General features: G+C 73.2%; 9 protein-coding genes and 2 pseudogenes. 10 read left to right on the top strand and 1 reads right to left on the bottom strand.

Annotated elements, in window-relative coordinates:
• Positions 1-20 precede the first annotated feature (20 nt).
• From ilvN to cimA, 10 genes and pseudogenes are all read left to right on the top strand, one after another.
• Entirely contained in the window at positions 21-545 is a 525-nt protein-coding gene (gene ilvN / locus ABZW10_RS35080) for an acetolactate synthase small subunit (protein WP_030302941.1), read from the top strand.
• Positions 546-702: 157 nt separating this feature from the next.
• Positions 703-1,701, top strand: coding sequence for a ketol-acid reductoisomerase (gene ilvC, locus ABZW10_RS35075; RefSeq protein ID WP_350550163.1), 999 nt, complete (start codon positions 703-705; stop codon positions 1,699-1,701).
• A gap of 241 nt (positions 1,702-1,942) precedes the next feature.
• Complete coding sequence (serA, locus tag ABZW10_RS35070) at positions 1,943-3,526, top strand: phosphoglycerate dehydrogenase (protein ID WP_355374508.1); 1,584 nt, start codon at positions 1,943-1,945, stop codon at positions 3,524-3,526.
• 310 nt (positions 3,527-3,836) lie between these two features.
• Positions 3,837-3,998, top strand: a complete 162-nt coding sequence (locus tag ABZW10_RS35065; protein WP_355374506.1) for a hypothetical protein — start codon at positions 3,837-3,839, stop codon at positions 3,996-3,998.
• Between the two features lie 263 nt (positions 3,999-4,261).
• A complete protein-coding gene (locus ABZW10_RS35060) occupies positions 4,262-7,663 on the top strand; it encodes a S8 family serine peptidase (RefSeq protein WP_355374504.1) in 3,402 nt (1,133 codons plus the stop codon).
• A 102-nt stretch (positions 7,664-7,765) separates the two neighbouring features.
• Positions 7,766-7,921, top strand: a pseudogene (locus ABZW10_RS35055) (Uma2 family endonuclease); the annotation flags it as partial.
• A 118-nt stretch (positions 7,922-8,039) separates the two neighbouring features.
• Complete coding sequence (locus tag ABZW10_RS35050) at positions 8,040-9,077, top strand: 3-isopropylmalate dehydrogenase (protein WP_355374501.1); 1,038 nt, start codon at positions 8,040-8,042, stop codon at positions 9,075-9,077.
• A gap of 218 nt (positions 9,078-9,295) precedes the next feature.
• Entirely contained in the window at positions 9,296-10,408 is a 1,113-nt protein-coding gene (locus ABZW10_RS35045; RefSeq protein ID WP_355374499.1) for a branched-chain amino acid aminotransferase, read from the top strand.
• 92 nt (positions 10,409-10,500) lie between these two features.
• A complete protein-coding gene (locus ABZW10_RS35040; protein WP_355374496.1) occupies positions 10,501-11,070 on the top strand; it encodes a Uma2 family endonuclease in 570 nt (189 codons plus the stop codon).
• A 325-nt stretch (positions 11,071-11,395) separates the two neighbouring features.
• A complete protein-coding gene (gene cimA, locus ABZW10_RS35035; RefSeq protein ID WP_355374493.1) occupies positions 11,396-13,006 on the top strand; it encodes a citramalate synthase in 1,611 nt (536 codons plus the stop codon).
• 102 nt (positions 13,007-13,108) lie between these two features.
• Here cimA and ABZW10_RS35030 read toward each other — a convergent pair.
• Positions 13,109-13,207: pseudogene (locus tag ABZW10_RS35030) on the bottom strand (ATP-binding protein); the annotation flags it as partial.

Here is a 13,207-nt window from a genome sequence, read left to right as displayed (position 1 = left end):
ACCAAGGGAACCCACGACCCATGTCCAAGCACACCCTCTCCGTCCTGGTCGAGAACAAGCCCGGCGTGCTCGCCCGGATCGCCGCGCTGTTCTCCCGTCGGGGCTTCAACATCGACTCCCTCGCCGTCGGCCCCACCGAGCATCCGGACGTGTCCCGGATGACCATCGTGGTCAACGTCGAGGACCTCCCGCTGGAGCAGGTCACCAAGCAGCTCAACAAGCTCGTCAACGTGATCAAGATCGTCGAACTCGACCAGTCCGCTGCGATCCAGCGGGAACTGGTCCTGGTGAAGGTCCGCGCCGACAACGAGACCCGGTCGCAGATCGTCGAGATCGTCCAGCTGTTCCGCGCCAAGACGGTCGACGTGTCCCCGGACGCGGTGACCATCGAGGCCACCGGCAGCTCGGACAAGCTGGAGGCCATGCTCCGGATGCTGGAGCCTTACGGCATCAAGGAGTTGGTCCAGTCCGGCCTGGTCGCCATCGGACGCGGCGCCCGTTCGATCACGGACCGCTCGCTGCGCGCCCTCGACCGCAGCGCCTGACCCGCGCCGCGGTCCCGCCCACGTCGCCCGCCACCGCCCTTCCAACGGCGCGCTGGCGCGCGGCACCCCTGTGTACCGCCCCACCCCTTCACCGGGTCCGCATACGGTAGGAACCGAAGCAGACCCAGGAAAACCACTCGCAAGGAGATGTGCCCCCGTGGCCGAGCTGTTCTACGAAGACGACGCCGACCTGTCCATCATCCAGGGCCGCAAGGTCGCGGTGATCGGCTACGGCAGCCAGGGCCACGCCCACGCGCTGTCCCTGCGCGACTCGGGCGCGGACGTCCGCGTCGGCCTGAAGCCGGAGTCGAAGTCCCGCCAGAAGGCCGAGGAGGCCGGCCTGCGCGTGGTCACCCCCGCCGAGGCCGCGGCCGAGGCCGACGTCATCATGATCCTGGTCCCGGACCCGATCCAGGCCGACGTCTACGAGGCGGACATCGCCCCGCACCTGAAGGCCGGCGACGCCCTGTTCTTCGGCCACGGCCTGAACATCCGCTTCGGCTTCATCAAGCCGCCGGCCGACGTCGACGTCTGCATGGTCGCCCCGAAGGGCCCGGGCCACCTGGTCCGCCGCCAGTACGAGGAGGGCCGCGGCGTCCCCGCGATCGTCGCCGTCGAGCAGGACGCCTCCGGCAAGGCCTTCGACCTGGCGCTGTCCTACGCCAAGGGCCTGGGCGCCACCAAGGCCGGCGTCATCAAGACCACCTTCACCGAGGAGACCGAGACCGACCTGTTCGGTGAGCAGGCCGTCCTCTGCGGTGGCACCGCCGCCCTGGTCAAGGCCGGTTTCGAGACCCTGGTCGAGGCCGGCTACCAGCCGGAGATCGCCTACTTCGAGTGCCTGCACGAGCTGAAGCTCATCGTCGACCTGATGTACGAGGGCGGCCTGGAGAAGATGCGCTGGTCGGTCTCCGAGACCGCCGAGTGGGGCGACTACGTCACCGGCCCGCGCATCATCACCGACGCCACCAAGGCCGAGATGAAGAAGGTCCTCGCCGAGATCCAGGACGGCACCTTCGCCAACACCTGGATCGCCGAGTACAAGGCCGGTCTGCCCAAGTACAACGAGTACAAGAAGGCCGACGAGGACCACCTGCTGGAGACCACCGGCAAGAAGCTGCGCAAGCTGATGAGCTGGGTCAAGGAAGAGGCCTGAGCGACGCCGGGCGCGCACTGAATCGGACCCTCTCGATTTTGTAACGCCCTTGTACAACTAGGCTGCTCCCGTCCGGGTGATTTCGCCGGACGGGAGCAGCCCGCTATCCAGCCCGCCGATACACTCCGAGTGCGCGTCAGGCCCACAGCGTCGTGCGTCTACCTACGCGGCATGCCACCTTCCCCCGCCCTCCACGCCACCTTCGTGCTCGGGGGAACCGGACAGTTAAGGACACACTGTCGTGAGCAAATCCGTAGTTCTGATCGCCGAAGAGCTCTCGCCCGCCACGGTCGACGCCCTTGGCCCCGACTTCGAGATCCGTCACTGCAACGGCGCGGACCGCACCGAGCTGCTGACCGCCATCGCGGACGTCGACGCCATCCTGATCCGCTCCGCCACCAAGGTCGACGCCGAGGCGCTGGCCGCCGCCCGCAAGCTCAAGGTCGTCGCCCGGGCCGGCGTCGGTCTCGACAACGTGGACGTCTCCGCCGCCACCAAGGCCGGCGTCATGGTCGTGAACGCTCCGACCTCCAACATCGTCACCGCCGCCGAGCTCGCCTGCGGCCTGCTGATCTCGGTCGCCCGCAACATCGCGCCGGCCAACGCCGCGCTCAAGGGCGGCGAGTGGAAGCGCAACAAGTACACCGGCGTGGAGCTGAGCGAGAAGACCCTCGGCGTCGTCGGCCTCGGCCGGATCGGCGTGCTGGTCGCCCAGCGGATGTCCGCGTTCGGCATGAAGATCGTCGCGTACGACCCCTACATCCAGGCCGCCCGCGCCGCGCAGATGGGCGTCAAGCTGGTCTCGCTGGAGGAACTGCTGGAGGTCTCGGACTTCATCACCGTCCACCTCCCCAAGACCCCGGAGACCATCGGCCTGATCGGCGACGAGGCGCTGCACAAGGTCAAGCCGTCGGTCCGGATCGTCAACGCCGCCCGCGGCGGCATCGTCGACGAGGAGGCGCTGCTCAGCGCCCTGCGCGACGGCCGGGTGGCCGGCGCCGGCCTGGACGTCTACGCCAAGGAGCCGTGCACCGACTCCCCGCTGTTCGCCCTCGACAACGTGGTGGCCACCCCGCACCTGGGCGCCTCGACCGACGAGGCCCAGGAGAAGGCCGGCATCGCCGTCGCCAGGTCGGTGCGCCTGGCGCTGGCCGGCGAGCTGGTGCCGGACGCGGTCAACGTCCAGGGCGGCGTGATCGCCGAGGACGTCCGCCCGGGCCTGCCGCTGGCCGAGAAGCTCGGCCGGATCTTCACCGCGCTGGCCGGCGAGGTGGCGGTGCGGCTCGACGTCGAGGTGCGCGGCGAGATCACCCAGCACGACGTCAAGGTGCTCGAACTGTCGGCCCTCAAGGGCGTGTTCGAGGACGTCGTGGCGGAGACGGTGTCCTACGTCAACGCCCCGCTGTTCGCCCAGGAGCGCGGCGTGGAGGTCCGGCTGACCACCTCCAGCGAGAGCCCCGAGCACCGCAACGTCATCACCGTGCGCGGCACCCTCGCGAACGGCGAGGAGATCGCCATCTCCGGCACGCTGGCCGGCCCCAAGCAGATCCAGAAGATCGTCGGCGTGGACGCCTTCGACGTGGACGTGGCGCTCACCGACCACATGGCCTTCTTCAAGTACGAGGACCGCCCGGGCGTGGTCGGCGTCCTCGGCCGCCACCTCGGCGACGCCGGCATCAACATCGCGGGCATGCAGGTCGCCCGCGAGGGCAGCGGCGCGCTGGCCTCCCTCACCGTGGACAGCGAGATCCCGCAGGAGGTGCTCTCGGCCATCGCCGCCGAGATCGGCGCCCGCTTCGCGCGCTCGGTCGACCTGGGCGCCTGAGCCCCGGACCGCCCCGCGCCGCACCTCGCGCCAGGGCCCGGACCGCCGTACGTACGGCGGTCCGGGCCCTGGCGCGTTCCTCAGGGTGACAGCCGTCTCAGATAGTAGGAAATCCAAGTATTCGTGCAGACACCGCAGGTCCCGGGCCTTACCGTGGTGGAAGCCGTACGGTGCGCCGCCCCTGCAGCCAGGGTGTGCGGCCCGTGCGTGCGTGTACGCCCCATGGGCAGGTGACCCCCGCCCGGTGTACCCCCCTCCTCCCCACCGCCGCGTCCGTCCCCACGGCGCGTATCGAACCAAGGAGCCCGGTATGCCCCCGACCGCCGACCGTCACGCCGCTTCCGCCCCCGCCGCTCCGCAGACCCGCGTTCCGCGCCGCCGCCGGGCCGCCGAGCCGAACCCCTTCGCCGCCGCCGCGCTCCAGCGTGCGCTGGACCGCCGCGACAACGGCGGCGTGACCGGCCACCACTGACCCTCCGCCGATCGTCGGCCGATCGTCGGCCGGCCCTTCGCGCCGGGGGCGCCCGAGTGGCGTTCATCCGCCGAATGGGCCGAACGGGCCGGTGGAATGTCACTCCAAGGGGTGCAACTTGCCACCGTTCAGGGGAGGTTGCTCGCCCCGGCCGGCGCGATATTCCTAATTTGGGGCCCCCGGAAGGGTGATCGACGGCCGCGCGGGCGGGCGTCAGCGGTACGGGACGCGGATCAGTTCCCCCGGCCGGGGGAGAGGACCCCATGCGTCGTCCCACCGTCCGCCGACCGCTCGCCCGGATCGGCCTCGCCCTGGCCCTGCTGGCCGGACCGGTGCTGCTCACCGGCGCCGCCCCGGCCGCCGGCAGCCCGCCGACGGCCCCGCCCGCCCGGGCCGCCGACCGGCCCGTCTCCGTCCTGCTGGAACTCGCCACCGAGCCCGTCGCCCCCGCCTGGCGGCGGGCCGGCGACGAGGCCCGGAGCCGGCGGCGCTCCCCGGACGCCGTCCGCCGGGAGGCCGCCCGGGCCGGCGCCGAGCAGCGGGCCCGCGTCTCCACCGCGCTGGACCGGCTGGCCGGGGCCGTCCACGGCACGGTGCCCGCCGCCCGGGAGCTCTACCGCACCCGCACCCTGGTCACCGGCCTCGCGGTGAGCGTGCCGGCCGGCCGGCTGCCCGCGCTGCGCACCCTGCCCGGGGTCACGGCCGTGCACCCGATCGTCCGCAAGCGGCGCGACAACGCCCACTCGGTGCCGGTCACCGGCGCGCCCGAGGTCTGGGCGGGCGGCCCGGCCGCCGGTGCGGCGGCGGCGGTGGACGGGGCGTCCGGCAGCACCGGGCAGGGCGTGCGGATCGGCGTCGCGGACAGCGGCATCGACTACACCCACGCCGACTTCGGCGGTCCGGGCACCGAGGAGGCGTTCCGGTCCGTCGACGGCGCCGGGCCCGCGCCCGCCGGACTGTTCCCCAACGCCAAGGTGATCGGCGGCCGGGACCTGGTCGGCGACGACTACCAGCCCGACCCGGGCGCCCCGCACTACCAGCCCGACCCGCACCCCGACGACAACCCGATCGACTGCGACCGCAACGGCCACGGCACCCATGTGGCCGGCACCGCCGCCGGCCTCGGTGTCACGGCCGACGGACGGACCTACCGCGGCCCCTACCGGCCCGGCCTGGACCCGGCCGGCTTCAAGGTCGGCCCCGGCGCCGCCCCCGGCGCCCAGCTGTACGCGATCCGGGTCTTCGGCTGCGACGGCTCCACCGACCAGCTCGGCCAGGCCCTCGACCTGGCCGCCGACCCGGACGGCGACGGCGACCCGAGCGACCGCCTCGACGTCCTCAACCTCTCGCTCGGCAGCCGCTTCGGCTCCACCGACGACGCCGACGCCCTCGCCGTCGACCGGCTCGTCGCCCTCGGCACCGTGGTGGTCGCCGCCGCCGGCAACGAGGGCGACGTCTACGGCATCGGCGGCAGCCCCGGCACCGCCGCCCGGGCCGTCGCCGTGGCCGCCTCCGTCGACCCGCACGGCGACGCCGACGGCATCACCGTGCTCGACCCGCCGTCGCTCGCCGGTGTCGTCCCGGCCCACTGGAGCGCCCGCTACCGGGACTGGTCCACCGCCGACGTGACCGGCGAACTCGCTCTGCCCGCCGAGCAGTCGGACGGCTGCGCGGCCTTCTCCGAGGCTGACCGGCAGCGGCTCTCCGGGCGGATCGCGGTGCTCGCCTGGAGCACCCGCGAGTCCGAGCGCGCCTGCGGCTCCGGCCCGCGCGCCGACCACGTCGCCGACGCGGGCGCGATCGGCGCCCTGCTGGCCGCCGACGACGACCACCTCGCCGAGATCTCCGGCAACGACCGGGTGCCGCTCGCCCTGCTCGGCCGCGCCGACGGCGAACGGCTGCGCGCGGGCGCCGCCGCCGGGACGGTCCGGGTCCGCCTCGCCGCGTCCGGCGACCCGCTGCACGGCGCCGTCTCCCAGGACCAGCCGCAGCGGCTCGACACCCTCACCGACTTCACCTCGCGCGGCATCGGCGTGCCCGGCGTCGTCAAACCCGACCTCGCCGCCCCCGGCGAGACCATCTGGTCCGCCCTGGTCGGCAGCGGGACCGGCGGCCAGCGCGAGGACGGCACCTCGATGGCCACCCCGCACGTCGCCGGGCTGGCCGCACTGGTCCGCGCCGTCCACCCGGACTGGACCGCCGAGCAGGTCAAGGCCGCGCTGATGAACACCGCCGGGGACACCTGGCTCGGCGACGGCGGCACCGGCCCGGTCTACGGGCCCGAGCGCACCGGCGCCGGCCGGGCCGCCGTGGACCGCGCCGTGCGCACCCCGGCCGTCGCCTACGCGGCGGGGGAGGGGGCGGTCGAGGGCGCCGTCGGCGTCTCCTTCGGCCCGGTCGAGGTCACCGGGCCGCTCGCCCCGGTCCGCGAGGTCGAGGTGCGCAACCTCTCCGCCGCCCCGGTCGCCTACCGGACCGGCTACGCGGCCGCCACCGACGCGCCCGGCGCCCGCTTCGAGCTCGCGCCCGCCCGGGTCGAGGTCCCGCCCGGCGGCGCCGCGCGGGTGCGGGTCACCCTCCGGGTGCCCGGCGCGCTCGGCCGCGCCCCCGACCCGACGACCGCCACCCTCCAGGGCGGCCGGGCCCGCAGCTACCGCGGCGAGCTCTCCGGCCGGCTGCTGCTCACCCCGGACGACCCGGCCGCCCCCGGGCTGCGGGTGCCGCTGTTCGCCGCTCCGCGGGCCGCCTCCGACCTGGTCGCCACCACCCCCGTCCGGGCCGCCCACGGCGGCGCGCTGGTCCCGCTCACCGGCACCGGCGTCCCCGGCGGCGGACCCGGCCTGGTCAGCGCCTTCGCGCTCGGCGGGGAGGGCGGGCGCTGGCCCGACTGCCCGCCGGACGGCGGGGCGGAGGTCGGCCCCGGCGCGGGCTTCGTCCCGGAGGAGAACGGCACCGGGCAGGCCGGGCACCTCCAGGACCTCTGCGTCGAGCGCCCCGGCGACCGGGCCGCCGACCTGCGCGCCGTGGGCGCCGCCACCGACGCGCCCGCCCTCCCCGGCGACCCGCTCGCCGAGGGCCGGCTCTACCTCGGCGCCCAGGTGTGGGCGCCGGCCGCCACCCCGGTCGGGCTGTTCGCCGTCCGGGCCGCGCTGGACACCGACGGGGACGGCGTCACCGATGTGATCGTCAAGGCCGACCGGCTGCGCGGCAGTGACGTCCTGGTGGCGCGCGCCCTGGACGCCCGCACCGGCGCCGAGCTGGACGTCCAGCCGCTGAACGCCCGCTGGGGCGACACCGACACCGCCCTGCTGGACTCCGACGCGGTGGTCCTGCCGGTCCGGCTGTCCGCCCTGCCGGGCATCGGCCCCGGCCACAGCACCGTCCACTACGCCCTGTGGTCCGGCCTCACCGGCTCCGGCACCCCGGACCCGGCCGAGGCCTTCTCCGCGATCGGCCTGGAGGGCGCCCGGCCCACCCTCGCCGTCGACGTCCTGCAGCCCGCCGTCGACATCCGCACCGCCCCCGGCGCCGCCGCGATCGCGGCCCCCGTCCGCCCCGCCACCGTCCTCGACATCCGCCGCACCCCCGGCGACCGGTCCCGGATCCTCCTCCTCCACCACCTCAACCCGGAGGCCCGCCGCAGCCAGATCCTGACCCTGCCCTAGGAACGGCCGAGGGGCGTGCACGGATCTGTGCACGCCCTTCGGAAGGATGAAGTCCCGGGGGATCGGTCCGAGTAGCCCGAGAAAGGCCACGAGGATGCCTGTATGGGAGGAACCGTGAGCGTCGCGCCGTACCCCGACTGGCTTCGGCCCCCGGTCGATGGCTACACCGCCGAGGACCTCGACCGGCTGCCGGATCTCCCGCCGCACACCGAGCTGCTCGACGGCAGCCTGGTCTTCGTGAGCCCGCAGACCCTCTTCCGCATGCGCACGCTCCGCAGGCTTGAGCGGGCTCTGGAAACAGCCTTCCCGGGTGGCCCGTTGTCCGGATGGTGGACGCGAGATGTCAGGCTGTGGGACACCGGAGTAGCCTCCGAGCATGTCTCGCACGATTCGTCTCGCAGTCGTCCCCGGTGACGGTATCGGCCAGGAAGTGGTGGCCGAGGGCCTCAAGGTGCTGGGTGCGGTGCTTCCCGCCGATGTGAAGCTGGAGACCACCGAGTTCGACCTCGGGGCCCGGCGCTACCACCGCACCGGTGAGACCCTTCCGGACAGCGTCCTCGCCGAGCTCAAGGCCCACGACGCGATCCTGCTCGGCGCCATCGGCGACCCGAGCGTGCCGTCCGGCGTGCTGGAGCGCGGGCTGCTGCTCAAGCTGCGGTTCGCCTTCGACCACCACATCAACCTCCGTCCGGGCCGGCTCTTCCCCGGGGTGAAGTCCCCGCTGGCCGGTGACCCGGAGATCGACTTCGTGGTCGTCCGCGAGGGCACCGAGGGCCCGTACGTCGGCAACGGCGGCACGCTGCGCACCGGGACCGAGCACGAGGTGGCCACCGAGGTCAGCCTCAACACCGCCTTCGGCATCGAGCGCGTGGTGCGTGACGCCTACCGCCGCGCCCAGGCGCGCCCGCGCAAGAAGCTGACCCTGGTGCACAAGAACAACGTGCTGGTGCACGCCGGCCACCTGTGGACCCGGATCTTCGAGCAGGTCGGCCGGGAGTTCCCCGAGGTCACCACCGACTACCTGCACGTCGACGCGGCGACCATCTTCTTCGTCACCCAGCCCGAGCGGTTCGACGTCATCGTGACCGACAACCTGTTCGGCGACATCCTGACCGACCTGGCCGCCGCCGTCACCGGCGGGATCGGCCTGGCCGCCAGCGGCAACATCAACCCGAGCGGCGCCTTCCCGTCGATGTTCGAGCCCGTGCACGGCTCGGCGCCGGACATCGCCGGCCAAGGCAAGGCCGACCCGACCGCCACCGTGCTGTCGGTCGCCATGCTGCTCGACCACCTCGGGTACCCCGCCGAGGCCGCCCGGATCGAGGACGCGGTCGCCGCGGACCTCACCGAGCGCACCGGGGCCCGGACCACCGGCCAGGTCGGCGACGCGCTCGCCGCCCGAGTATCCGCCTAGGAGGCCGGAACCCGACAGACGGTGTTCCGGCCCCCGCTGGGCCGGACCCGATAACGGCAGCTTGCGGACATCCAACGAGTCCGCGGCTGTTCGGCACGGCCCTCTGGATGCGAGTATCGACAGTGGGCCGTGTCGTCGTGCGTCCGTTCTGCCCGACAAGGGCGGGACGCCACCCGGCGGGCGGCCCGGACCAACCCCACGGTGAAGGACACACAGTCATGAGCACGCCCACCCAGGCGCCCATCACGTTCGACCTCAAGCCCTCCGCGCACCCGCTTCCCCAGGCGGAGCGCGAGGCCCGGCTGACCAACCCGGGCTTCGGGCGCGTGTTCACCGACCACATGGTCACCATCCGCTGGACCGAGGGCGTGGGCTGGCACGACGCCCAGCTGGCGCCCTACGCGCCGATCGAGATGGACCCGGCCAACATGACCCTCCACTACGGCCAGGCGATCTTCGAGGGCCTCAAGGCCTACCGCCAGGCCGACGGCTCGATCGCGACCTTCCGCCCGGAGGCCAACGCCGCCCGCTTCCAGGCCTCCGCCCGCCGGCTGGCGATGCCCGAGCTGCCGGTCGAGGCCTTCGTCGAGGCGGTCGAGCTGCTCGTCCAGCAGGAGCAGGCCTGGGTCCCGAACGAGCCGGAGCAGAGCCTCTACCTGCGCCCGTTCATGTTCGCCACCGAGGTCGGCCTGGGCGTGCGCCCGGCCAACTCCTACCTCTTCATGATCATCGCCTCGCCGGCCGGCGCCTACTTCCCCGGCGGCGTGAAGCCGGTCTCGGTCTGGCTCTCCGAGGACTACGTCCGCGCCGCCCCGGGCGGCACCGGTGCCGCCAAGTGCGCCGGCAACTACGCCGCCTCGCTGGTCGCCCAGGCCGAGGCCGCCGCCAAGGGCTGCGACCAGGTGGTCTGGCTCGACGCCGCCGAGCACCGGTGGATCGAGGAGATGGGCGGCATGAACCTCTACTTCGTCTTCGGCGAGGGCGAGAACGCCCGGATCGTCACCCCCGAGCTGTCCGGCGCCCTGCTGCCCGGCATCACCCGCGACTCGCTGCTGCAGCTCGCCTCCGACCTCGGCCACGCGGTCGAGGAGCGCCGGATCTCCACCGACGAGTGGAAGCAGGGCAACGCCGACGGTACCCTCACCGAGGTCTTCGCCTGCGGCACCGCCGCCGTCATCACCCCGGTCGGCTCGGTGAAGTCCCGCGGCGGCGACTGGACCGTCGGCGCCGGCGAGCCCGGCCCGGTCACCATGGAGCTGCGCCGCGCCCTCCTCGCCATCCAGGGCGGCCAGACCCCCGACACCCACGGCTGGCTGCACAAGATCGTCTGACGGTCCCCGGGTGCCCCGGGACACCGGGGCACCCGGAGCCGTAACCTCGAACTGCTCAGGTCGTTGAGCCCGGCGAAACAGAGGGAGGGACCGTGACCGCTCTGCCGCACGGATACGCCGAGACGTCGTGCGCTCCGGACCATGACCTCCTCGAAGCCTTTCTGGCCCTCGACACCCCCAAGGGGTTCAAGGCCGAGCTCATCGAGGGGAAGATCGTCGTGACCCCACCGCCGGACGGCGAACACGAGACGGTGGTTGGCAGGCTCAGCTGGCAAGTGGCCCGCCGGAGTGCCAAAGACATGGACTTCGGCGGCGGGAAGGGGCTGATCGTCCCGACCGGGAGGTTCATTCCGGACGGCACGTTCACGGTCCGCGGCGCGATGCTGGGCCACGGATCCTGGTCCGAGCCCGAGGGCGTTCTCATGGTTTCCGAGGTGACGTCGAGCAGGCCCGACGCGGACCGGCACGACAAGCGCAAGGGATACGCGGCTGCGGGCATCCCGCTCTACCTGCTGGTCGACCGTGACCGGAACGTGGTCGTGCTGCACAGCGAGCCCTCACGCGGCGACTACACCACCGTGACCACCGTCCCCCTCGGTGATCCGCTCGATCTGCCGGAGCCGTTCGACTTCACCCTCGACACCGCCGAGCTCGTCGAGTAGGTGTTCCGGATGGCGAGACGGGTGGGCCGCGGTCCGGAGGATGTGCCTAGACTGCGAGCGTGTCCTCGCTGTCGCTGATGATTAGCAGCAGGCGCGCCGGTCCGCAGTGACCGCCACCGCACCACCCGATGCGGGGCGACCACCAGCGTCCAGACCCGCGCGCAGACCTCTCGCACCCGCGAGGGGTCTTTTTGTTTCCCCCGGACCGGCCGGAGCCCCCACAAGGGGCCGAGGGACACCGGGTGCGCGCGGGATGCTGGACAGTGGAGCCGGACAAGAACCGGCAGAGCAGTAACCGACCTCCCGGAACGGAGAACCCAGGGTCATGACCCAGGCGAGCAACCTCCCCGACGACGCCTTCCACGTCTTCGACACCACCCTGCGCGACGGCGCCCAGCGTGAGGGCATCAACCTCACGGTGGCCGACAAGCTGGCCATCGCCCGGCACCTGGACGAGTTCGGCGTGGGCTTCATCGAGGGCGGCTGGCCCGGTGCCAACCCCCGGGACACCGAGTTCTTCGCCCGCGCCGCCGAGGAGCTGGACCTCCGGCACGCCCAGCTGGTCGCCTTCGGCGCCACCCGCCGGGCCGGCGGCCGCGCCGCCGACGACCCGCAGCTGGCCGCGCTGGTGAACTCCGGCGCGCCCGTGATCACCCTGGTCGCCAAGTCGCACGACCGGCACGTCGAACTGGCGCTGCGCACCACCCTCGACGAGAACCTGGAGATGGTCCGGGACAGCGTCGCCCACCTGCGCGCCCAGGGCCGCCGGGTCTTCATCGACTGCGAGCACTTCTTCGACGGCTACCGGGCCAACCGGGAGTACGCGCTCTCCGTGGTCCGCGCCGCCCACGAGGCCGGTGCCGACGTGGTCGTGCTCTGCGACACCAACGGCGGGATGCTGCCCTCCGGCGTGCGCGAGATCGTCGCCGACGTCCTGGCACAGACCGGCGCCCGGCTCGGCATCCACGCCCAGGACGACACCGGCTGCGCCGTCGCCAACACCCTGGCCGCGGTCGACGCCGGAGCCACCCACGTCCAGTGCACCGCCAACGGCTACGGCGAGCGGGTCGGCAACGCCAACCTCTTCCCGGTGGTCGGCGCGCTGGAGCTCAAGTACGACCGCCGGGTGCTGCCGCCCGGCAGCCTCGCCGAGATGACCCGGATCTCGCACGCGATCGCCGAACTGGTCAATCTGACCCCCTCCACCCACCAGCCCTACGTCGGCTTCTCCGCCTTCGCCCACAAGGCCGGGCTGCACGCCTCGGCGATCAAGGTCGACCCCGACCTCTACCAGCACATCGACCCGGAGACGGTCGGCAACACCATGCGGATGCTGGTCTCGGACATGGCCGGCCGCGCCTCCGTCGAGCTCAAGGGCAAGGAGCTCGGCTACGACCTCTCCACCGACCGGGACCTCGCCGGCCGGGTGGTCGCCAAGGTCAAGCAGCAGGAGAGCCTCGGCTACACCTACGAGTCCGCCGACGCCTCCTTCGAGCTGCTGCTCCGCGACGAGGTGCGCGGCCGACGGGAGCGCTTCTTCACCCTGGAGTCCTGGCGGACGATCAGCGAGCAGGGCCCGGGCGGCACCACGGGCAACGAGGCGACGGTCAAGCTCTGGGCCAAGGGCGAGCGGATGATCGCCACCGGCGAGGGCAACGGCCCGGTCGACGCGCTGGACCGGGCGCTGCGCACCGCCCTGGAGCGGATCTACCCGCAGCTGGCCGAGCTGGAGCTGGTGGACTACAAGGTCCGCATCCTGGAGGGCCAGCACGGCACCGGTTCCAAGACCCGGGTGCTGATCGACACCGCCGACGGCACCTCCACCTGGTCCACGGTCGGGGTGGCCGACAACGTGGTGGCCGCCTCCTGGCTGGCGCTGGAGGACGCCTACACCCACGGCCTGCTGCGGGCCGGCCTGGAGCCGGACGCCGCCTGAGGCCGGCCTGGCGGCGGGCGGAGGCACGACGGCGCGGCCCGTGGACCGGAGGGTCCGCGGGCCGCGCCGTGCGGCCGTACGTCGTCGGGCACGGCCCCCGGTTCACCGCAGGCGGGCGAGGAGGGCGTGTTCGACGAGGGTGATGAGGGCGCTCTTGGCGCTGTCGCGGCGTCGGGCGTCGAGGGTGATGACGGGGGTGTC

It is taken from the genome of Kitasatospora sp. NPDC004723 (assembly GCF_040609255.1).
Taxonomy (GTDB): Bacteria; Actinomycetota; Actinomycetes; order Streptomycetales; family Streptomycetaceae; genus Kitasatospora.
Note: the sequence above shows the minus strand (reverse complement) of the source record. Positions and strands in the feature narration are given on the sequence as shown.

Excerpts from the sequence above, each read along its gene's own strand:
- ABZW10_RS35065 (WP_355374506.1), top strand. The coding sequence starts at position 3,837 with ATGCCCCCGACCGCCGACCGTCACGCCGCTTCCGCCCCCGCCGCTCCG.
- ilvN (WP_030302941.1), top strand. The coding sequence starts at position 21 with ATGTCCAAGCACACCCTCTCCGTCCTGGTCGAGAACAAGCCCGGCGTG.
- ABZW10_RS35045 (WP_355374499.1), top strand. The coding sequence starts at position 9,296 with ATGAGCACGCCCACCCAGGCGCCCATCACGTTCGACCTCAAGCCCTCC.
- cimA (WP_355374493.1), top strand. The coding sequence starts at position 11,396 with ATGACCCAGGCGAGCAACCTCCCCGACGACGCCTTCCACGTCTTCGAC.
- ABZW10_RS35050 (WP_355374501.1), top strand. The coding sequence starts at position 8,040 with ATGTCTCGCACGATTCGTCTCGCAGTCGTCCCCGGTGACGGTATCGGC.
- ABZW10_RS35060 (WP_355374504.1), top strand. The coding sequence starts at position 4,262 with ATGCGTCGTCCCACCGTCCGCCGACCGCTCGCCCGGATCGGCCTCGCC.